The 20148-nt window shown below is 59.4% G+C and carries 19 protein-coding genes and 2 pseudogenes; 11 read left to right on the top strand and 10 right to left on the bottom strand.

Going from position 1 to position 20148, the window contains the following annotated elements; genetic code table 11:
• The coding region (locus BSU04_RS10470; RefSeq protein WP_144021189.1) for an IS30 family transposase at positions 1–370 on the top strand (370 nt) is incomplete at its 5' end.
• On the opposite strand, the gene trpS is transcribed toward BSU04_RS10470, so the two are convergent.
• The gene (gene trpS / locus BSU04_RS10475; protein ID WP_089160557.1) at positions 360–1430 is read right to left on the bottom strand and encodes a tryptophan--tRNA ligase; all 1071 of its coding nucleotides are present in this window, start codon (positions 1428–1430) and stop codon (positions 360–362) included. The genes BSU04_RS10470 and trpS overlap by 11 nt on opposite strands.
• 331 nt (positions 1431–1761) lie before the next feature.
• Here trpS and BSU04_RS10480 point away from each other — a divergent pair, with 331 nt between their 5' ends.
• Positions 1762–2784, top strand: coding sequence for an NAD(P)-dependent oxidoreductase (locus BSU04_RS10480; RefSeq protein ID WP_089160558.1), 1023 nt, complete (start codon positions 1762–1764; stop codon positions 2782–2784).
• 137 nt (positions 2785–2921) lie between these two features.
• Positions 2922–3086: a hypothetical protein gene (locus tag BSU04_RS46380; protein WP_179258278.1), complete on the top strand. Its 165-nt coding sequence runs from the start codon at positions 2922–2924 to the stop codon at positions 3084–3086.
• Positions 3087–3121: 35 nt separating this feature from the next.
• On the opposite strand, the gene BSU04_RS10490 is transcribed toward BSU04_RS46380, so the two are convergent.
• Complete coding sequence (locus BSU04_RS10490; RefSeq protein ID WP_089160560.1) at positions 3122–4099, bottom strand: glycerophosphodiester phosphodiesterase family protein; 978 nt, start codon at positions 4097–4099, stop codon at positions 3122–3124.
• A 195-nt stretch (positions 4100–4294) separates the two neighbouring features.
• Between BSU04_RS10490 and BSU04_RS10495 the strand changes: the two genes are divergently transcribed.
• Both BSU04_RS10495 and BSU04_RS10500 read left to right on the top strand, forming a co-directional pair.
• Complete coding sequence (locus tag BSU04_RS10495; protein ID WP_179258279.1) at positions 4295–4711, top strand: DUF302 domain-containing protein; 417 nt, start codon at positions 4295–4297, stop codon at positions 4709–4711.
• Between the two features lie 123 nt (positions 4712–4834).
• Entirely contained in the window at positions 4835–5296 is a 462-nt protein-coding gene (locus BSU04_RS10500) for an MEKHLA domain-containing protein (protein ID WP_089160562.1), read from the top strand.
• Positions 5297–5396: 100 nt separating this feature from the next.
• Here the strand turns inward: BSU04_RS10500 and BSU04_RS10505 are convergent, their stop codons facing one another.
• On the bottom strand, positions 5397–5759 hold the full coding sequence (locus tag BSU04_RS10505) for a hypothetical protein (RefSeq protein ID WP_089160563.1): 363 nt from the start codon (positions 5757–5759) through the stop codon (positions 5397–5399).
• Positions 5760–5971: 212 nt separating this feature from the next.
• Here BSU04_RS10505 and BSU04_RS10510 point away from each other — a divergent pair, with 212 nt between their 5' ends.
• On the top strand, positions 5972–7447 hold the full coding sequence (locus BSU04_RS10510) for an aminotransferase-like domain-containing protein (protein WP_089160564.1): 1476 nt from the start codon (positions 5972–5974) through the stop codon (positions 7445–7447).
• A 556-nt stretch (positions 7448–8003) separates the two neighbouring features.
• Positions 8004–8711: an MgtC/SapB family protein gene (locus BSU04_RS10515; RefSeq protein ID WP_089160575.1), complete on the top strand. Its 708-nt coding sequence runs from the start codon at positions 8004–8006 to the stop codon at positions 8709–8711.
• Between the two features lie 184 nt (positions 8712–8895).
• Here the strand turns inward: BSU04_RS10515 and BSU04_RS48765 are convergent, their stop codons facing one another.
• Positions 8896–9237, bottom strand: a complete 342-nt coding sequence (locus tag BSU04_RS48765) for a hypothetical protein (RefSeq protein ID WP_373452817.1) — start codon at positions 9235–9237, stop codon at positions 8896–8898.
• Positions 9238–9650: 413 nt separating this feature from the next.
• On the opposite strand from BSU04_RS48765, the gene BSU04_RS10525 reads away from it, so the two are divergent.
• Positions 9651–9956: a DUF4148 domain-containing protein gene (locus BSU04_RS10525; protein WP_089160565.1), complete on the top strand. Its 306-nt coding sequence runs from the start codon at positions 9651–9653 to the stop codon at positions 9954–9956.
• A 93-nt stretch (positions 9957–10049) separates the two neighbouring features.
• On the opposite strand, the gene BSU04_RS10530 is transcribed toward BSU04_RS10525, so the two are convergent.
• On the bottom strand, positions 10050–10910 hold the full coding sequence (locus tag BSU04_RS10530) for an MIP/aquaporin family protein (protein WP_089160566.1): 861 nt from the start codon (positions 10908–10910) through the stop codon (positions 10050–10052).
• Between the two features lie 104 nt (positions 10911–11014).
• The gene (gene glpK / locus BSU04_RS10535) at positions 11015–12514 is read right to left on the bottom strand and encodes a glycerol kinase GlpK (RefSeq protein ID WP_089160567.1); all 1500 of its coding nucleotides are present in this window, start codon (positions 12512–12514) and stop codon (positions 11015–11017) included.
• Between the two features lie 906 nt (positions 12515–13420).
• Here glpK and BSU04_RS10540 point away from each other — a divergent pair.
• Positions 13421–13879 (top strand): hypothetical protein, encoded by a 459-nt coding sequence (locus tag BSU04_RS10540; RefSeq protein ID WP_089160568.1) that lies wholly within the window; start codon positions 13421–13423, stop codon positions 13877–13879.
• A gap of 157 nt (positions 13880–14036) precedes the next feature.
• Here the strand turns inward: BSU04_RS10540 and BSU04_RS10545 are convergent, their stop codons facing one another.
• The gene (locus BSU04_RS10545; protein ID WP_089160576.1) at positions 14037–15242 is read right to left on the bottom strand and encodes a multidrug effflux MFS transporter; all 1206 of its coding nucleotides are present in this window, start codon (positions 15240–15242) and stop codon (positions 14037–14039) included.
• Between the two features lie 42 nt (positions 15243–15284).
• A pseudogene (locus BSU04_RS10550) lies at positions 15285–15467 on the bottom strand (DUF899 family protein); the annotation flags it as partial.
• Between the two features lie 518 nt (positions 15468–15985).
• Between BSU04_RS10550 and BSU04_RS10560 the strand changes: the two are divergent.
• Both BSU04_RS10560 and BSU04_RS10565 read left to right on the top strand, forming a co-directional pair.
• A complete protein-coding gene (locus BSU04_RS10560; protein ID WP_089160571.1) occupies positions 15986–17140 on the top strand; it encodes a peptidyl-alpha-hydroxyglycine alpha-amidating lyase family protein in 1155 nt (384 codons plus the stop codon).
• A 640-nt stretch (positions 17141–17780) separates the two neighbouring features.
• Positions 17781–19142 (top strand): MFS transporter, encoded by a 1362-nt coding sequence (locus tag BSU04_RS10565; RefSeq protein WP_089160572.1) that lies wholly within the window; start codon positions 17781–17783, stop codon positions 19140–19142.
• A 365-nt stretch (positions 19143–19507) separates the two neighbouring features.
• Here the strand turns inward: BSU04_RS10565 and BSU04_RS10570 are convergent.
• Both BSU04_RS10570 and BSU04_RS10575 read right to left on the bottom strand, forming a co-directional pair.
• Positions 19508–19846, bottom strand: a pseudogene (locus BSU04_RS10570) (chloride channel protein); the annotation flags it as partial.
• Positions 19847–19947: 101 nt separating this feature from the next.
• Positions 19948–20148, bottom strand: a 201-nt coding sequence (locus tag BSU04_RS10575; protein WP_089160574.1) for a hypothetical protein, incomplete at its 5' end; no start/stop codon positions are given.

The following is a 20148-nucleotide window of genomic DNA, read 5'->3' on the forward strand; positions in this document are numbered from 1 at the left end:
CGAGTCCGCGTTAGCAGGCTTCTCTGCCAAACTAAATTCGATTGTCGCGCCGCTACGGCAGAGCTTGACGTACGACCAGGGTAAGGAGATGTCGCGGCATAAGGAGCTTGCCTGCGCCACCGGCGTGAACATCTACTTCTGTGATCCACATAGCCCCTGGCAACGCGGGAGCTGCGAGAACACCAACGGATTGCTTCGCCAATATCTGCCCAAAGGCACCGACCTCTCGGTCTACAGTCAGGACGAACTCGATGCCATTGCCGACAGCCTGAACAGTCGGCCCCGAGCAACTCACGCGTTCCATTCTCCATTCGAGGTCTTCGCTGCAACACTTGCCTCAGCCAGCCAAACTCAAGGCTCTAAACACTAGAGCCTCCTGTTGCGCTTCGGTTTGAAACCGCCAAGGTAAATGTCCCAAGCGCCGTCCGTACCTCATCCAGCGTTTGCTGCGTGACAACCTTGGCGCGTTGGGTGCCCGCCCTAAGCACACCAAAGACGTATCCCGGGTCCTTGGCGAATCGTTCCCGCCGTTCCCGTATGGGGGCGATCAGCGCCTGCAGCTTATCCTCCAACCTGTGCTTGAGCGCCATGTCGCCAAGGCCCCCTGCGCGATACGCCGCCTTCAGGCGTTCCACTTCGGCCCGGTCGTCGTCGAATACGTCAAGATACGTAAAGACCATGTTGCCCTCCACGGTCCCTGGATCAGACGCGCGCAGATGGGCCGGATCGGTGTACATGCGTTTCACCGCTTCGCGTATGACGTCGGGCGAGGACGAAAGCGCAATCGAGTTGTTCTGCGATTTGCTCATCTTGGCTTTCCCGTCGACGCCGGGGAGGCGGCCCATTGTCGGGATCAATGCCTCGGCTTCCGGCAGAACATCGACGCCCGCTTGCCGGTTGATGCGGCGAACGATCTCATTGGTCTGTTCGATCAGCGGAGCCTGATCCTCTCCCACTGGAACAAAGTGAGCCTTGAACCCGGTGATATCGGCGGCTTGCGCCACGGGATAGCATAAAAAGCCCGCCGGAATGTCACGCCCAAAACCGCGGGCTTGAATTTCCTCCTTGATCGTGGGATTGCGTTCGAGCCGCGCCACCGTGACAAAGTTCAGGTAAAGCAGGGTCAGTTCGGCGAGGGCCGGCAGAGCCGACTGGACGGCGATGGTGCTCTTGTCCGGATCGATACCGACAGCCAGATAATCCAGCGCCACTTCCAGTACATTACGACGCACTTTGTCTGGATCATGAGCGTTGTCGGTCATGGCCTGGGTATCGGCGACGAGGAGGTATTGCTTGTGTGTTTCCTGAAGCTCGAGCCGGGTCTTCAGCGAGCCAATATAGTGGCCCAGATGCAGCGGCCCGGTCGGGCGGTCACCGGTCAGGACGGTGAGGCGTGCTGCGGATGGCGTGGTGTCGTGTATATCAGGCATAAACGGATTCTCTTGGAGAACCACCGCAGCACGCGCGAACCGGGAGATGAAACCACGTCGGCCGGACTGCGGCGGTCATGGTCATTAAAAAAGGCGTGACAATGCCGCTCCTTCAGGAGCGGCACCAAGTATGAGCACTAGCCGGGTTGATTACAGACATGGCATAAGAATGCCATAGAGCAGGGATTGCTGCCAACGCCCGGCGCTTGAGTAAGCTACTCTGCTCGACGCAGCCTGATTTCCCAGCTGCCGGTTTCCTCTTTCAACCTACACTAGTTACGCGTCAGTCGGTTGCCAAACCGTCTCGTGCTAAAAAGGTGGCCTCATCGATATGACGAAGATCTATTTGACCCACTCGCCCGATGCGCTCAGGAACTACTACGGGGACCGGGCAATCGCCCAACTGCGTGCGCTGGGTGAGGTGAAGCTCAATCCGTTTGACCGGCCGTTGTCATCCGACGAACTTGTCCGCGAAGCGCAGGGGCAGAATATTGTCGTGGCAGGCCGCGATTCGGCTGCTCCCGCCGCGTTCTTCGACCAGTTGCCGGAACTGATCGCGTTCTGCCGCGTGGCGGTGGATATCCGCAATATCGATGTCAGTGCAGCGAGCCGTCACGGTGTCCTCGTGACGCGCGCAACACCGGGCTTTGACACTTCCGTGGCTGAGTGGATCGTGGGGGTGATGATCGACCTGAGCCGCGGCATTAGCGCGGCTGCAGCGGCGTACTGGCAGCATCGCTCGCCTGTCATTTCAATGGGGCGCGAGTTGCGCGGCTCGGTGCTCGGCATTGTCGGCTACGGTTTTATCGGTCGACGGCTGGCCGAACTCGGCACCGCGCTGGGCATGCGCGTTGTCGTAGCCGATCCTTTGGCGACGATTACACAGCCGAATATTGAACAGGCCTCATTCGACGACGTACTGAAACGCAGCGATTATGTTGTCTGTCTTGCACCGGCCACGCCCGAGACTGCCGACTTGTTCAATGCCGCAGCGTTTGCGCGCATGCGGTCCGAGGCATTTTTTATCAACGCGTCACGAGGCGAACTTGTTGACGATAACGCGCTGCTTCACGCGCTCGATGCCGGTTTGATCGCCGGAGCATCGGTGGATGTGGGCCGTGCTGCCGACCAGATGCCGAGCCCGGCGCTGGCAGCGCATCAGAAGCTGGTCGCGAGTCCGCATGTGGGTGGTCTCACACCGCCCGCCATCGAGCACCAGGCGATGGACACGGTGCGTCAGGTTCGGGCGCTGCTTGATGGGGTGATACCGGAGCATTCAGTCAATGCGCAATGCGCTGCGCGACTGACGCGTTTGCCGGCCTTTTCCGGTGCTTTGCAAGGAGGTCGACCGTGAACGACACGTCCCCGAACAACCAGAACCTGGGTGAACGTATCGGTTCCCTATGAGACGTCAAAGGTCGGACAACTCCACTACGACGACGTCAGCAAGTTCGCCAGCGCCCTGACCGATTCATATCCGGAGCGCTGCTTGTGGGCCAGCAACTGGCCGCAGCCAGGCCGCACCCAGGCCGCAAGCCGGTGCCCAATGACGAAGAGCCGCTTGCGCTGCTCTCGTACTGGGTACCGCAAAGCGCCGTGCGCCGGAAGATCCGCATCGATAATCCGGGCAGGCGCACGGGTTCGGCGCTTGAGTGAATGCGCGAGTTCGCGCATGAATTCGCTCGTTTTTATTACTGCGATTTCTTCTCGATGCGCATGGTGCGCGGCGAGTCTGTCATCACTGCGTCAATGCCGAGGCAGGAGGCTGCTGCGTATGCGTCAGCCGAGTTGACCCCGAACGCGACGATCTTCACGTCCCCGTTGGTCTTGAAGCATTTCACGGCAGCGGGGGTCCACCACCGCGCATCGACCTTCGATACCCCTGTCCCCAGCGTGAAGTGCTCGATCACTTCGACCTGACGATGCAGTTCGATTCCCACCCAGCTTCCGGCGGGAGGCGGGTTGTCGCAGGTCCCGCCGAGCGAGAGATCGACCAGACGGTCGCGGGTCGCATCGCGCGTTTCGAACACCTGTGCCTGGCGGTGCGCCTTCATCAACTGGATTGCTTCGGAGTCCGTGGAGTACAGGCGAACGCGCGACCACGCGTTCATGCTGTCCAGAACCTGGGCGATTGCTTCGACCAATGGCGCCGCTGGTGTTTGCTTCATGTCGAGCATGATTGGTACATTCTGCGGCACCGCCTCTAGTGCTTCACGCAACGTCGGGATGCGCAGGGGGGTGGCGCGGTATGGGTAGCTGAGTTGTCCCGAGGCGTCCTGGCGGCTGAATGAATAACCCGCGTTGAGTTTGCGAAGATCGTTGAGGGTGGTCTGGTCGAGAGTGCCCTGTCCGTCAGTCAGCGAGTCCAGGTCCGCCGGGCGATAGAGCACGGGGATACCATCCTTCGTTACCTGGACGGTCATCCAGAGCGCGTCAGCGCCATTCTCAAGAGCCGTGCTGAACGCTTGTAGGGTGTTCTCCGGCATGTCCCCGGTGCCGCCTCGATGTGCGACGATAAACGGCGCGGCGAGCGCGGGCGTCAGCGGGAGCGCGGCGGCGATTGCCAGTGCAATCGCCGCGACGCGCAAGCGTGCAGGCTGCTTATTTCGGCTCGACCGGGCGGGTGTTATGTCCGTCGGCTTAAAATGGGCATTGGTTGCTTGTCTCATTGTTTTATCATCCGTAGTACATAGAAAGTGACTCTATATCCGGCATGAAATGCGGTATTGAGCCTGCGCAAAAACTTGCTCATCGATCTTGTCATGCGGTCGCCTTGAAGCTTTGGCGTGGCGCACTATAGAGTCGTTGGCCCGGGTAGCACGAAGAGCACGCCTGATTTTGCCACTTACTGGATGACACTCACCATGACCCCACGAATTTTTACAACCGCAGCATTCCCTTCATCGGTCGTTACGTTGCAAAGCAAATACGACTTTGAGGCGACCGTTTTCCGGCTGAAGACAGCGTTGGCTGCGCATGGTGTGACGCTCTTCGCCGATATCGATCAGAGCGCCGCCGCTGCGAAGGCCGGTGCGAGCTTGAGACCCACGCGGCTCTTTCTGTTCGGCAATCCGAAGGCGGGTACGCCGGTCATGGAAGCGAACCCGCACGCGGCGCTTGAGTTACCGCTGAGGGCTGTCGTGTGGGAAGACCCTGCGAGCGGGGTATGGGTGGACTATCAGGACGTGACGACAGCGCTTGAGTTGGACTATAAGGTCGACGCGAACCTGATCGCTCCGCTGAAGCAGATGCCGGCATTGTTGAGCGGGGCGCTGGCTTAGCGGCATGCAGTGTGACGCGAACGAGCATTCGAACAAAGGATTGCGTCTTGCTCGCGCCGGGGCGCAATTCCGTCTGGCACGGTACCATCGTTGCCTGAATCCAAAACGCCTGAGACTCGACCCATGACCATGTCACTTGCCCTCGACTCCAACTTCTGCGAACTGCTAGCGGACAGCCATCTACGCGTGGTCGGTACGCCGTTGCTCGATCCGGAAGTCTTGCAGGCCGATGCTGCTCGATGGTTATACGAAGACGCGCCGTTCTGCGTCGTTGCGCACAACACAGACGCCGACCCGCGGTTTGTCTACGCGAACAGGGCGGCGCAGCGTTGCTTCGAATATACATGGGACGAAATGACGGCACTGCGTTCGCGGTTGTCGGCGGAACACCCTGACCGCGAGGAGCGCGACGGTTTGCTCGAATCGGTGAGAACCAAAGGCTATGCGAGCGGATACCGTGGTCTTCGTATAGCGAAGTCAGGAAGACGCTTCTGGATCGAGAACGTCACGGTCTGGAACCTGGTCAATCGTGAGGGAATGTACTGCGGGCAGGCTGCAACCTATCGCCAGTGGACGGATGTTTGAGCCGGATCAATGGCGGCCGCCGTACGGGTATCGGTGCGGCGGTGTTTTACTCCGTGCTGCCGCGCACGGTGGCAAACGGTGCTGGAAAATACCACCAATATCAGCCCGGTGTTTTCCTCTCGCCCGATCTTTGATCATCAGCGCGCACAGAAGATCCAACCCATGCGATACCTTTCCCAATAGCCGCAATGAAGGCATTTCGTCGCCCGGGCACGCTGACAATTCCGTTGACCGCTGCAGATCCGACCGCTTCGATTTCCACGAACGTATCGTAGGGCAGCACATGGCATCCCCCTTCATCGATCTCGATCGATATGGGAGAAGTCAGGGTCAAAAGCCAATCCAGAGCCGGATCACGGTAGGTCAATCGAAGCACGCCATCGATGGCGACAACCTGTGTTCCGGCGCGATGATGTCGGGCATTGCGTTGCCCGGGGTAGAAACATTGCCTGATCGCTTGCATGAGAGCACCTTCTTCGTATGTCTGGATTTACGCCAGGCCCTCTGCGAAAGGGCTTAAGCACAGCTCAAGCTTAGTGACATGCCTCGCTTGGCGACAGATTCAGCGCTGTACAATCTGTTGCGCAACAGATTCGCTATTGCCCATCTGTTTCGGTCCAATTTCCAAGCGTCTGTATCTGGCGCGAACGACGGGTTACCCGCAGCATCTGCACAATGACCATGTCCTTTGAAACGCCGCCGCGCGACTTGCCCATGGCGGGCGAGCCGTTGTACGAGCGTCTTGCCGAGCACTACCGTCGTGTGATTGCCTCCGGAACGCTCGTGCCGGGTGATCGCATGCCGTCCGTCCGAGTGTTGATGCATCGGCATCAGGTCAGCCTCTCGACGGCGCTGCAGGTCTTCCGGCGACTCGAGGACGCGGGCTGGCTGCAAGCCAAACCACGCTCCGGATATTTCGTTCGCCGGCGGACGACGCCGGCCTTACCCAGTGTCGATGAGCCGGACAACCCTTCTGTTCCGATGGAAGCGCAGTTCGTCGGTCTGCACGAATCCATTTCGAAAGTGATCGCGCAAGCCCAACGGTTTCCCGAAGCGCTGAACCTTGCTGGAGCAACGGCTGCGGCATCGCTTTACCCGACTGCGCGGCTGCAAGCACTGACAATAAAAATACTGCGGCACCAGCCGACGCTGCTCACCGAAGCCGGAGGAGAAACCGCGGGTGCCGTGCTTCGGCAAGCGATTGCAAAACGGGCTCTTTCGGCGGGGATGACGCTTTCGCCCGATGAGGTGATTGCTACGACCGGCGGGGTGGAAGCGGTGAACCTGGCCCTGCGTGCCGTTACTCAGGCCGGCGATACGGTAGCGATAGAATCCCCGGCATTTTTTGGCTTGTTGCAGATTATCGAGAGCCTGGGTTTGCGAGCGCTCGAGATTTCCACTAGCCCGACCACGGGGATGTCACTCGAAGCGCTGGAAATGGCGCTCCTTGCCTATGGCAACATCAAGGCCGTGGTTGTCGTGCCGCACCTGCAGAATCCACTTGGCAGCGTGATGCCCAACGAACGAAAGGCCGGACTCGTCCGGCTTTGTGCCAGGCATAAGGTTGCGGTGATCGAGGACGAACCGTATAGGGAACTGCTTGATGACGCTGGGCAGAACAAGCCTCTGAAAGCATGGGACCGCGACGGCGGCGTAATTCATTGCGCATCGTTGAATAAAGTCCTGGCACCTGGATTGAGGCTAGGGTGGATGTCGTCCGGGCGATGGCACGCGCGCGTCAAGATGCTTAAGTTTGCGCAGAGCCGAAACAATGAAAGCCTGTCTCAGCTCGTTGCAGCCGAATTCATTGGGTCAGGTGCGTATGACCGGCATCTCTTCCGGTTGCGGGAGCGATTGCGAACGCAGCGAGAAGCTACCGCCAACGCTATCGCGCGTTATTTTCCTTCCGGTACGCGGCTTAGCGTGCCCGTTGGTGGTGTCGTGCTTTGGGTAGAGCTGCCGGCCGGTACGGATTCGGGCCGCCTTTTCGAAGAGGCGCTGACGCAGGGCATTCGAATTGCGCCCGGTACGATATTCTCCAATTCACAGCGCTTCGCTTCATTCATTCGTTTGAGCTGTCCCCAGCCATTCGATCAAACCCTCGACGATGCATTGCAGCGGCTTGGACGGCTCGCTAGTGATATTGGCTAGCGGCAATGGCGCTGGATAAAAATAGCGGGCGCTTCTTTACACTCGATATCGCCAGGGTCTTTCTTCAAGCTTTCTTATTTCCAGCCACGAGCTAATGCGCCGTGCGTCGCGTGTAGGGAGCCGTCATGACGGACAGTGACGCTTACCCTTTAGCCCAGTGACGATCACGTTGCTTAAAGAAAGCGAGTAGACCTGCTTCGACGCGCGCCAGGTGCGCTTGATCCCCATGCTGCTGGCATTCCGTTAAGTGAATAAGCCATCCGCCTGGAGAATTTACATGTATCGGTCTGCTCGTCCCGTCCGCTTGCTTCGCAATCGCGCCACGCGCACGGCGCCCGCCTTGCCGCCCGGCTCCAGCCGCACCCGCAGCGTGGGGATGCGTTGGCGCGCTGTCGCAAATCTGATGCAACAGCGTAGTTTTCCTGCTGTCATCTGACGGTCACACGCAGGCAATACGGTGAGCCGCGCCGGCATTGCTTCGGCGCGGCCATTGAGCGTGCTTGAGCGGCCTTCGTCAGGCGGTGCATGCGAACAATACAATTCAAAGAATCGCTTTATGATCTACGACTACATTCTTCCCCTGATCGCAGCTTTGTCGTGCGGCATCGCCATCGGTCTAGAGAGACAGATGCGGCAGCGAACGGCTGGGCTGCGCACCATCACCCTGGTGACCAGTGGTGCCTGCTTGTTTGTGATCCTTGGCGCCATGACCGGGAACGGAACCACGACCGTGACGCAAATCGCGGCGTATGTGGTATCCGGCGTGGGATTTTTGGGCGGCGGCGTCATCATGCGCGAACAGGGCGCGATCCAGGGTATCAATACGGCAGCTACCTTGTGGTGCTCTGCGGCCGTCGGCGTTCTTTGCGGGGCGTCGCACTATGGACCCGCCATCGCGGGAACCCTGGTGATCCTTTTCACCAATACCGTGCTGCGTGAGATCGGGCGCGCAATCAATACTGCACCGGTGGCTTCCGCCGACCTCGTGCGCAAATACGTGCTCACGGTAGTCTGCCGCGGGGAAGATGAGGTGAATATCCGGGCGTTGATCACCAACTCGATGGTATCCGCGCCGCTGTCGTTCCAGGGACTTAGCAGCACGGATCTCGACGATGATTCGCGGCGCGTGGAAGTGATCGCGACGCTCGAAACGCATCCGAAATATCAATCAAAGGTCGAAGCCGTTGCGAGCCGGCTCAGCATGGACAAGGGCGTATCGAGCGTAAGCTGGGCCGCGCTCGATACCGTGCCCGTGCCCGACTGACAATGCGTCACGGCCCATCGGCATGATCCGCGCGCCCGCACGCGTCAGGTATGGCATGGGTTTTGAAAGGATGCATCGGTAGTATCCGGGGCAGCGATGCTTGTGGAAACTCATGCCGACATGGCATGCAGGTTCGATCTGCCACCTGCGCAATGAGCGGATGGTCGCATCATCAGGCGTCGCTTCACCTATTCAAAGGTCGCAGATGAGTACTTATGTGTTGTTGGCTTGCGGGTTCGGGACCGGATTGGCGATTGCCATCTGGGGAATATTCGACGCACTGAAGCATTCCCGGCGCGAATCGCAAGAGCACGATGACCACGCCCATTGAGCGGGTGATAAACCGGGGCGATAAACACCCGTTCCGGCGGCTGAAGCGTTCATCCCCACCTAAGCCCTTGCCATTTGCCGCCAGCGCTTTCAATAACAACACGCTTGCATCAAGTCTGCGTGCATCGAACTGGTCGGCGGTGCGCTGGTTGATCAACGCGATGGTCTGTGCGGTCATTACATCGAGATTGCTCACCGCACCTGCCTGAAACCGGACGGTCGACAGTTTCAGTGCGAGCCCGTCGCTTGCCGATAGCGCGAGATCGGGAAAGAACGCCGGCATGCAGCTCCGCGGTCCGCGCATTAGCCGCAAATACGCGTCGTCGAGCCGCAGCGATATTGGGACGGGGTTCGAGAAGCTGAAAGCGGAGACTTCGTGACGTGCGGCCAGTGTTACGGGCCGGTCTGTACCCGGTACAGACTGCAAGGTTAAAAAGTTGTCATCTACGAATGCCGGGGTGTGCAACATGACGATCTTGTCATCTGGGCGTCAGCTTAGAGTCAGTGCCTGCCGCGCAAAATGAAGCTGCTTACCATCGCTTACCGGACGATGGAGCACGGGCTTCATTCATTGAGGGTGAAGCCACTTTTTCAAAGAGGCTACTCATCATGAAAGCACTGATCTGCACGACACTTGCTCTGGTCCTGGCTGCTCCCGCCATCTCGTTCGCTCAAACCACGGATCAGCCCGTCACGCGTGCGCAGGTACGCGCCGATCTCGTCCAGCTCGAGAATGCAGGATGGCGCCCGAACTCGCAGGACGCTTTCTATCCGAATGATATTCAGGCTGCCGAAGCACGCGTGCATTCCGGCGATACCGCCACCGGTTACGGCGGAGCCACGGAGAATGGTACGTCAATGTCGCAGTCGCCGACGAGCGGACCCGTGGTGGCCCCGGTCTACAAGGGACAGTGATTCGGACGGCGGTGCGCGGCGAAGCGCCGGACCTTGGGCAGTCCGGCGCTTCGCCGCTGCATAAGCTTGGCGCCAACTCAGTCTATCAACCTGTCAGATGCGCTGTCCTTGCTCGCAATCCTTGCCATTGACCTCGGCTTGCAATGCGCGCACGCGCGCCGGCAGGAAGGGGTGGATCAGCAGTTGGTAAGCACCGCCGCCAATCACGCCGCCTATCAAGGGAGCGACCACCGGAATCCACCAGTAGTTGTCCGGCGAAGGCAGCGCGGACGACCCCCAGCCTGCGAAGTACGCAAACAAACGCGGGCCAAGATCGCGAGCCGGATTCATTGCCCAGGCTTCCAGATAGCCCATGGACGACCCAAGGATTGCCACCAGGAACCCGATCATCAGCGCACCCGCGTTGGCCTGGGGCGCCATTTCGTTGAACTGCTCGGTGATGGCGAAAATCCCGAACAAAAGGAACGCCGTCAGGATGACTTCGTCGGAGAACGCGTGCATGGGGGTGATGGCCAGGCCCGGATGCGTGAAGAACACACCCGCTGCGCCGCCGTCTGCCCGTGACAGATGATGAACCAGGTTGTAGTGCTCGATCACCGGCCCGAACAGCGCATAAACAATGACGGCGCCCAGCATGCCGCCAACGAGTTGCGCTACCCAGTAGGGCAACACTTTCTTCCACGAGAAACCGCGGAAAAGTGCAAGAGCGAGCGTTACCGCAGGGTTGGCATGGGTGCCCGAAATGGAACCGGTCACATAGATGGCCAGCGTGACCGCCAAGCCCCACGACATGCAGACACCCCAGTAGGCATTCACATACGGGCTGGGATCGTATAGCACGTACATGCACGCCACTGAATCACCGAAGGCGATGATGATGAGAACGGCGATGGCCTCGGATATGAGTTCGCCGACAAGTTGCCTGCCGGTCGGTTTTGCAATAGTTGATGACATAAAAAGGATTCCTGAAGGAGGAGCTGCATTGCAGTAAACATAGCCAAGGTGACGTGACGGGGGCTCACGTCGAACGCAGGTTCAACGTGAGTTCAATCTGACACTCAGGTGGCGTCAGCCCACGCCTTGGCGGCATTCACCGCACGTTGCCAGCCGTGCATCTGGCGCTTGACCTCGTCGGCCGCAATATCCGGCGAGAAACGACGGTCCAGCTTCCATTGGCTCTGCAGTTCATTCACGTCTTTCCAGTAACCGACTGCGAGCCCGGCCAGATAAGCCGCGCCCAGCGCAGTGGTTTCGCTGATCTGCGGACGGACTACGTCCACGCCCAGCATGTCGGCCTGGAATTGCATCAGCAGGTCATTGGCCACGGCACCGCCGTCCACGCGCAATTCACCAATGCGGATGCCGGAGTCGGCTTCCATGGCCTTCAATACATCGATTGATTGAAACGCGATACTTTCCAGCGCCGCCCGAGCAATGTGGCCGGAGGTCGTGCCACGTGTCACGCCGAACAGCGTGCCGCGTGCGCGCGCATTCCAGTGCGGCGCGCCCAGGCCCGCGAAGGCGGGGACCATATAGACGCCGTCGCTATGCGGCACGCTGCGCGCGAGCGCTTCAATTTCATTCGCACTCTTGATGATGCCAAGACCATCGCGAATCCATTGCACGACGGCGCCGCCAATAAAGATGCTGCCTTCCAGCGCATAGTTGACCTGGTCGCCGATCTGCCATGCAATGGTGGTGACCAGGTTGTTGCGCGATTCGATCGGCTTGTCGCCCGTGTTCATGACGAGGAAACAACCGGTGCCGTAGGTATTTTTCACCATGCCGGACTTCGTGCACATCTGGCCGAAGAGGGCAGCGTGCTGGTCGCCTGCAATGCCGGCAAGCGGAATCTTCGAGGCGAACACCGTGGTCTTGGTCGGGCCGTACACCTCCGACGAGGCACGCACTTCAGGCAGCATGCTGCGCGGAATATCGAGCGCGTCGAGCAGTTCGTCGTCCCACTTGAGCGTGTGGATATTGAAGAGCATGGTGCGCGACGCGTTGGTGACGTCGGTGATATGCAGGCTGTGCTTGGTGAAATTCCAGACGAGCCAGCTATCGACCGTACCGAAGGCAAGACGTCCTTGCTTCGCTTTCTCACGCGCGCCTTCGACGTTGTCGAGGATCCAGCGGATCTTGGTCGCGGAGAAGTAGGAATCAATAGGCAAGCCCGTCTTGGCACGAACCTTTTCTTCCAGCCCCTGCGCCTTCAACTGGTCGCAGAAGTCGGCGGTTCGACGGTCCTGCCAGACAATGGCGTTATAGATCGGCTGGCCGGTTTCGCGATCCCAGACAATGGTGGTCTCGCGCTGATTGGTAATGCCGATGGCGGCTATGGATGCACCGTTCAGACCCGCGCGGGTGACGGCTTCGGCGGCGACGCCAGCCTGGGTTGACCAGATTTCTTGCGGATCGTGCTCGACCCAGCCCGGTTGCGGATAGATCTGGCCAAATTCCTTTTGCGCCACTGACACTACGTTGCCCTGGCGATCGAACACCATGGCGCGTGAACTCGTTGTGCCCTGGTCGAGCGCGAGGATGTATTGCTCCTGCATTGTCTTCTCCACTGGTTTTTAAATGGATCGCCGCTTCGTGCATGATGCCTTGCGACGTTGCTGACTTCTTGTTTTGACTGCGGCTTCGGTGAGACAGGCGCTTCTACAAAAATTACGTTTTGATTGCGACGATAAATCCGGCTAGCTGCTTCATGCGGTTGGGGTAGGGCCGCCAACAGGCGGGATGAAGGCGCGGTTTCATCCGCAAAACTCCGCGCTATGCCATTGAATGCCGTGCCGCTTCACCTGTGTAGCGGGCTTCCGGGCAGGGCTGCCAGGCAGCGGTCCCATGCCACCCGCGCGAGCTTCCGCTGCTCAGTTCGACGCAGGACACAGACCAGTGGAAACGAACTTGCTTTGTTCGCAAAAGAACACCGTCAAGTCGGAGCGCGCGATATCGCACGCGATGTTGGCACCGCCAAAATCGCGTGCTACTGCCAGAAAATCAGCCATCAGGTCTCGATTCATGCCATTGGTTCATGTCAATTAAGAAAATCTATCGAACCAATAATGTTCGTATTCGAATGCTAGTGAACAAAATCGAAAATGTAAAGGCTCATTTATGAAGAATAACCGAGGTGCGTGCCGCGCATCGGAGTTAGTAGAAAACCTCGAAACGGCGCCGGTAAAGATTCTTGAAAGTTCGAAAGAGAACGGACATGGCAGGCAATAGCGCCCGCAATGGGGATGATTCTGCGAGCAATCGTTTGAACGTGTTGAATGCCCCGGTTTCACGAAATGCAAGCGGATTGCCAGCTTGCACGTCTGCTGGCGAATCACGACGTTTGTACGGGGCAGCTAAGGGCATCTGGCAATCCGGCAATAATTCACCGGTGCAGGTAGAGTGAAACTCCGCGACTAAAAGTTCGCCGCGGCTGATGCAATGTCGAAAAATAGAGGCCAACCATGCGGGTCGCCAGACAGGTCACCAAGCTCATCCGGGTTGTCGCCGTGGTCGCGCTCGCGTCCCTCGGGTTGTTATCGACACTCGCACATGCGAGTGCGATAGAAGAACAGCTCGATTGCAAATCGACGGGCCACGTGTTCATCAGTGCGCTCATGCAGAGTGGCGAGATACAGCCCAAGCCCATGCATGTCGAGAAGAATTCGATCAACGCGTTCCGGCCTGTCCATGGTGTAAAGCTGACGGCGTTCGATTTCCCGGTCTTTGTTGTGCTCGGCTATGAGAAGGACGATCCGCTCTTCAAGCCGGGCAAGGGCGATCCCGTCGCGGACTGGGCTTACGGCGTAGTGGTGACAGGCGCGTCAGACGACGTCAGGGAGCGCCTGCGGCAAACGGGCAGCGACGCTATCGTTCACGAAGTCACACCGGTGATGACGGCGATTCTTTGTAAAGCCCATTAAGGGCGAAAACGCAAGGCGCGCGCCTAAGGCCCAACTAAGGCCCCCGCGCACCGCTCGTCACGCCTGCCTTATGCCAATGCAGCCAGTGCAGCCAGTGCAGCAAGTGCATTGCAAGGGCTAGGGGACCCTGATCACCGCTCAATCCCACGTGGGCTCTTTACTCTGCAGCCGCGGGCAACCTTGCGTTTTCGGTGCGCAGGGTGAGGCGGGCGAAGGCGAACGCCACTAACGCGGAGAGTGCGATTGCGACCACCATCGGCTTTGGCGCGCCATCGGCGAACAAGCCGGACACGGCCATCACCGCAGCGCCCACGACAAACTGCAATGCACCCATCAGCGCCGAGGCCGTACCCGCAATTGCCCCATGACTTTCAAGCGACAACACTGCGGAAGTCGGCAGGACAAGCCCCAGGAATCCGTATCCGATAAACAGGAAAACCATCATCAGCGCGAGGCTGTCGGCGCCCGCCAAAAACAGCACCGCTACGATGCTCATCGAAATCGCGAAGCCCGCAACCGCGACGCGAATGACGCGCGGCAGACCGTACTTGGCAGTGAGGCGCGCAGTCAACTGGCTGAAGCCGAAAAACGCCGCCGCATTAAGCGCGAAGCACAGGCTGAACATCGTGGGCGACAAGCCATAGTGGTTGATGATCACGAACGAGGCGCTTGCCAGATAGATAAAAAACGACGAGACGCCGAATGCGCCGACAAACGTGAGTCCAAGGAACGTGGGGTCGCGCAGCAACTTGCGATAGCCTGCGAACGCACTCGCCCACGAGCTATCGGCGCGATGATGGATTTCCCGTGTCTCCTTCAGCTGCGTAGCCGCAAGCACGAGGGCCAGTCCGCCCGCTACCGTCAGCGCCCAGAAGACACCGCGCCAGCCGAAAGCCGCAATGATGAAGCTGCCGGTCAGCGGCGCCAACAGCGGAGAAACGCTCACGACAAGCATAAGCAGCGACATGAGCCGGGTGGCGTCGTGACCGGTGTAAAGGTCCCGCACGATGGCGCGCGGAACGACCATGCCGGCACACGCGCCCAGCGCCTGGAGCACGCGAAAGCCGATCAGCACGTGGATGTCCGGGGCAAAGGCGCAGCCCACGCTGCCGACGGTAAAAATCGCAAGGCCGACATAGATCGGCATCTTGCGCCCGAAGATATCCGAGAGCGGCCCGTACACGAGCTGGCACACCCCGAGCGTGATAAAAAACACCATCAGGCTCATCTGCACCTCGGCCGGGCTGGCGTGCAGCGCCCCTCCGATGGAAGGCAAGGCGGGCAAATACATGTCGATGGCAAAGGGGCCCACAGCGGTAATCAGGCCCAGCACAATGGCAAGTTGAAGAAAGCGTCGTGTCATCATTTATTGGTAGGAAAGAGTGGCGGCATGGTAATCGAAGTGGGGGGGAAGCGCCCGGCGCTGGGCGGCCACCCGTTCGATGCGGCCGCGCAACTCAATCTCCTCTGCCAGCAGCGCGTTGCGTGCGGTGCGGTATTGCGTACTTTCGCCGGGCAAGCGGCGCGTCGGCTGAGCCAGCGCCACGGACGGCTGCAACGTCTGTGCGGATCCATTTACGGAAGTCATGAGGGCTCTCCTCGTGGTTGAGGGGGAATTTGCGGAAATTAGCGGGAGCGAGCGCAAATGGGGCGCGATGCGGTGCGTCCAAAAGCACATTGCCGGATCGTGGCCCTATATGCATGACGAACGACGCCTTGAGAAATCGACATCGCCCGCTCTAATTCCTGCTCTAACTATTTCGACATTCCCCAAGACGCACGCCGCGACGTGAGGCTTTTACATCGGAAAGAGAATCGGGTGGCGCGCAGGCGGGTACAGCGGCTAAAAGCAAAGGAAGTCACATAAGGCGCGGGTTCGAAATCCCGGCGTCAAGCGGACGCGAACTCTGCATCTGCCGTTCATGATGTGCACTATAGTGAAATCCACGCTGGCGTGCTCAGACGACCAGGAGACCATGCGGCAGCGCAGGGGACGACCGGAAGGTCCTTAACCGGAAAACCGCGAGGGATAACCTCGCCTTCGGGTCCCGTTCGATAAACATGGCGTCCAGCGCCATCATCAAGAATAACAAGGAGCGAGATTCAATGATCCAGGCCCATCCACTATCCTGCCCATGCTGTGGCGATCCAGCCACCCGCGTCCTTACTCGCCGCCGTTTCCTGGCCCTCGCAGCCGAGGGCGCCGCGGCACTCGCCTTGCTACCGCATTGCGCCTACGCCGACACTGATACGACCCGGACCATCGCCTACGACTCGGTTCCTAATCCACTGCATTTGCCGCGCGATACCTATTTTGGCGAATGCTCGGGCGTCGCGCTGAACTCCAAAGGCCATATTTTCGTGCTGTCGCGGGGCAATACCAACGGCCCGGCCTACGCGGCCGCAGCAGCCCAGTTGCTTGAGTTCGCACCCGACGGCCGCTTCGTCCGCGAGATCGGCCACAACCTCTATGCCTGGTCTTTCGCGCATATGGTCAAGGTGGATCGCGAGGACAATATCTGGGTGACGGACAAGGGTTCGGACATGGTGATCAAGTTCACGCCCGACGGCCGCGTAGCGATGGTCTTCGGCCGCAAGCAAGAAGCGGCCGATGAGGAGACCGGTCCGCTCAAGCATCCTAATCCGCCGCTTCCCGCCGAGCCGGGCCGCTTCCGCCAGGTGACCGACGTGGCCTGGGACGCCGCCGGCAACAGCTATATCAGCGACGGGTATATCAACTCGCGCGTGGCCAAGGTCGACAAGAACGGTAACTGGCTCAAGTCATGGGGCGAGCGCGGCACCGGCCCCGGACAGTTCCACACGCCGCATAGTATCGCGCTGGACGCCAACGGAAGTGTCTATGTAGCCGACCGAAGCAACCGGCGCATCCAGGTGTTCGACGGCGAAGGCAACTTCCAGCGGCAGTTCACGATCGATGTGCCGGTGCCTCCCGGTGCGCGGCCGGCGATTGGTTATGCGCCAGATGAGGCAGCCATAGCCGCCGGCACGTTTGCACCCGGCTCGCCGTGGGCCATCTGCATCTCACCGGGGCCGAACCAGGTGCTGTACAGCTCAGATGCCTTCCCCGGGCGCATCTACAAACTGTCGCTCGAGGGCGAGGTGCTGGGGGTACTCGGCGAATCAGGCAAGCAACTGAAGCAGTTCGGCTGGATTCACCAGATGGCTTGTCCGTCGGAGAATGTGCTGTTCGTCGCCGAGCTCCTGAACTGGCGCGTACAGAAGCTGGTGTTGCACGCGTGACGCTTGCTTTGAAATGAATCTGATTGAGTCACGGGAGCGGCGAGCTGACGCTCGCCGCTTTAGCTTGATCACGCATCGTTAGCGGCTTTAAACAACTGAACACCCTTTAGCAAACCCAACCCGCTCTCGGCGATATCCACTATCCAAATCCCGGATAATGCTTTGGAAGCGTTATGCCAAGCGGATCAAAGGCTAAGCGCCGGACGCGCACGGCCGCGCCTAGGGGTTGCCCCGCATAGTCGGCGCTGATATCACCCCACTAGTATCCCCGCCGCAGAGCCCAACAACCGAGCGCGTGCACGCTATACCTGGAGTTCTTCCACCGCGTTAAACCAGCCCGCCCTGATGGCAGGTATCCGTCACCCGATCTCACCGGAAGCGGGCCGGGAACACAGAACAGACCGCAGCTTCCCCAGTTTCATATACCTGGCGTTTGTAGCGTAAGTGCGAGCTTTTAGGATCAGATACGCCGGACTAAACTGAGTAACTCGACAAGCCGGCGGCATGACTGATGGTTTTGTCGCTTAGCGAATCTTCACCAGCCCAAAGCTCTTTTTGTGCGCCAAGCGATCAAGCAGTCAGCAACCCCGTATCGTTCAGCGCGCCCGGTGACGACGTAACAAAAACATAAGGAAGAGACATGAGCAGGAGTCCGTCAGTCGACGTTCAGGCCTTCATCAATGAACACCCGTTCGGCGGGTTTCAATGGCTGATTTTTGCAATGTGCTTTGTCATCGTCCTGCTGGACGGATTCGACACAGCCGCTATCGGGTTCATCGCTCCGTCACTGATCACCGAGTGGAATATCAGCAGGCCCGCGCTTGCTCCGGTCCTGAGCGCCGCGTTGTTCGGGCTGGCGTTCGGTGCGCTGCTCGCCGGTCCGCTTTCCGACCGCCTGGGGCGGCGCGTTCTTCTGATTGCATCGGTCGTGATCTTTGGTGTCGCCTGCCTGGCTTCTGCTTTCTCCGGCGACCTGACGCACTTGACGATACTGCGCTTTATCACCGGACTCGGACTAGGCGCAGCCATGCCGAATGCGGTAACGATCATGAGCGAGTTCTGTCCGGATCGCCGACGCGCAACCCTGATCAACCTGATGTTCTGCGGTTTCCCGCTAGGAGCCGCGTTTGGCGGTTTTCTCGCGGCATGGATGATTCCCGCTTTCGGATGGCGCAGCGTTCTGATGCTCGGCGGCGCGACTCCGCTGTTGCTGGCGGTCTTGCTGCTCATCGCGCTTCCGGAGTCGGTGCGTTACCGGGTTGCCCATGCGCATTCCGTCGACAAGATTCGCGCAACGCTTAGCCGTATCGGTCGCAGCGCCGCCAACGCCGCTTCATTCGTCATGACGGAACAGGCTCACGCTGTGCCTGGAAAAAGCGGTATCCGGCTGGTGTTGTCGCGGGAGTATATCGTTGGGTCGGTGATGCTTTGGCTGACCTATTTCATGGGACTCGTCATCTTCTATGCATCGATCAACTGGATGCCGATCCTGCTTAAAGAGGCCGGTCTGAGCGCGCACCGCGCCACGTTGATTTCCGCGCTGTTCCCGCTCGGCGGCGTGGGCGCAGTGCTGTGCGGAGTATTGATGGACCGGTTCAATCCGAACCGGATTATCGCCGCATGCTATGCGTTGACCGCTGTCACCGTTTATTGCATAGGGCATGCGGTCGGCAACATCAGCTTGCTGATCGTCGTCGTTTTTGCAGCAGGCGTACTGATGAACACGGCACAGTCGTCCATGCCCGCGCTGGCGGCTGCGTTCTATCCGACCCAGGGCCGCGGTACTGGCGTTGCGTGGATGCTCGGCATTGGTCGGTTCGGTGGCATAGCGGGATCGTTCCTGGTCGCTGAACTGACCCGGCAGCACTTCACTTTCGAAGGCATCTTTGCCGTGGTGGCGGTGCCTGGTGTGGTGGCATGCATTGCACTGCTGATCAAACAAGCCGTTCAACCGCGATCCGCCAGCGTCAAGGTCAATGACATAGGAACGGTTTCGCACTAGTCGCGCAGTAGTCGTCTCAATGACAAGCGAAAAAAAGCCCGTGCCCCTCTCGAAGGCGCGGGCCAAAGCTTACGGAGCGTCGCACGCCGGGAGGAGGGGAACCTGGCGGCGACGTAACCAAGCATAAGCGGTTCCGTCTGAAACAGGTCTTTCCCCATATATCGGTTCCTTACTGAGCTGTCCCAGATGGCTTGCGCGGGAGCGTGCTTAAGAATTGGTATAAATCGGGAACAGTTTTAAATAACTACCCGTGCTTCGGAGACCACGGCAGATTGCGCGATTATTGGTCCAGGAATACGGCGCGCGGGGCGAAGCGATGCACTTGACGGTGTTGCCTGGCACGAGGCGGCAAGGGGTGAACCGCTTCAGCCTCGCGATATGGCGGTGCCTTTGAGCTCGGAGCTTTCGTTTGAAGATCGTGCCTGCTGCGCTTGCATCCTGATTTCAAGCAAGCGATTGGTCGCGATCGATCCGGCCACCGCGCACAACATGGGCACAATGAAATCATGATCGACGCGCGTGAACTCGACCATGAGAACGAGCGCGGTAATTGGCATTTTCATCGATGAAGCGAGAAAGGCGGTGGCTCCGACAATCGCGAAAGCGCCCATGGGTGTACCCGGCCACATCAATGTCCAGATTCCGCCCAGCACAATAGCGAGCAGCGCGCCGTTAGACATGCCGGGAGTGAGCAGGCCGCCTTGTTAGCGGCGGCGCAAATCCGGCACTAAACGGCGGCACAAGGTTGAGTAGGAGCGTCAACGAGTAGGGGCCGTTACCGGCACCTACTGCCGAGTGAGGGTCATCAGAATGGATCGTCGACGTCGTTCAGGTGAGCGTTCACGGGAGGTGCGCGTTGTTCGTGTAGCAGTTCGTGCAATGCGAACTGATAGTGCAGGCAGATTCGCTCGCGTAGATCGTCGATGAGTTCGATGACGGCGAGTGCCTGATCGGCGGACCAGTTGTCCGGAATCAGGAAGTCGAGCCCACAAGTAATTCCTGAAGG

Origin of the sequence: Caballeronia sordidicola (assembly GCF_002220365.1) — a bacterium.
Taxonomy (GTDB): Bacteria; Pseudomonadota; Gammaproteobacteria; order Burkholderiales; family Burkholderiaceae; genus Caballeronia; species Caballeronia sordidicola_C.

What these genes read in the sequence shown, in the direction of transcription:
- trpS (WP_089160557.1), bottom strand. Translation starts at nt 1,430, where the DNA reads ATGCCTGATATACACGACACCACGCCATCCGCAGCACGCCTCACCGTC.
- BSU04_RS10480 (WP_089160558.1), top strand. Translation starts at nt 1,762, where the DNA reads ATGACGAAGATCTATTTGACCCACTCGCCCGATGCGCTCAGGAACTAC.
- BSU04_RS10490 (WP_089160560.1), bottom strand. Translation starts at nt 4,099, where the DNA reads ATGAGACAAGCAACCAATGCCCATTTTAAGCCGACGGACATAACACCC.
- BSU04_RS10495 (WP_179258279.1), top strand. Translation starts at nt 4,295, where the DNA reads ATGACCCCACGAATTTTTACAACCGCAGCATTCCCTTCATCGGTCGTT.
- BSU04_RS10500 (WP_089160562.1), top strand. Translation starts at nt 4,835, where the DNA reads ATGACCATGTCACTTGCCCTCGACTCCAACTTCTGCGAACTGCTAGCG.
- BSU04_RS10505 (WP_089160563.1), bottom strand. Translation starts at nt 5,759, where the DNA reads ATGCAAGCGATCAGGCAATGTTTCTACCCCGGGCAACGCAATGCCCGA.
- BSU04_RS10510 (WP_089160564.1), top strand. Translation starts at nt 5,972, where the DNA reads ATGACCATGTCCTTTGAAACGCCGCCGCGCGACTTGCCCATGGCGGGC.
- BSU04_RS10515 (WP_089160575.1), top strand. Translation starts at nt 8,004, where the DNA reads ATGATCTACGACTACATTCTTCCCCTGATCGCAGCTTTGTCGTGCGGC.
- BSU04_RS10525 (WP_089160565.1), top strand. Translation starts at nt 9,651, where the DNA reads ATGAAAGCACTGATCTGCACGACACTTGCTCTGGTCCTGGCTGCTCCC.
- BSU04_RS10530 (WP_089160566.1), bottom strand. Translation starts at nt 10,910, where the DNA reads ATGTCATCAACTATTGCAAAACCGACCGGCAGGCAACTTGTCGGCGAA.
- glpK (WP_089160567.1), bottom strand. Translation starts at nt 12,514, where the DNA reads ATGCAGGAGCAATACATCCTCGCGCTCGACCAGGGCACAACGAGTTCA.
- BSU04_RS10540 (WP_089160568.1), top strand. Translation starts at nt 13,421, where the DNA reads ATGCGGGTCGCCAGACAGGTCACCAAGCTCATCCGGGTTGTCGCCGTG.
- BSU04_RS10545 (WP_089160576.1), bottom strand. Translation starts at nt 15,242, where the DNA reads ATGACACGACGCTTTCTTCAACTTGCCATTGTGCTGGGCCTGATTACC.
- BSU04_RS10560 (WP_089160571.1), top strand. Translation starts at nt 15,986, where the DNA reads ATGATCCAGGCCCATCCACTATCCTGCCCATGCTGTGGCGATCCAGCC.
- BSU04_RS10565 (WP_089160572.1), top strand. Translation starts at nt 17,781, where the DNA reads ATGAGCAGGAGTCCGTCAGTCGACGTTCAGGCCTTCATCAATGAACAC.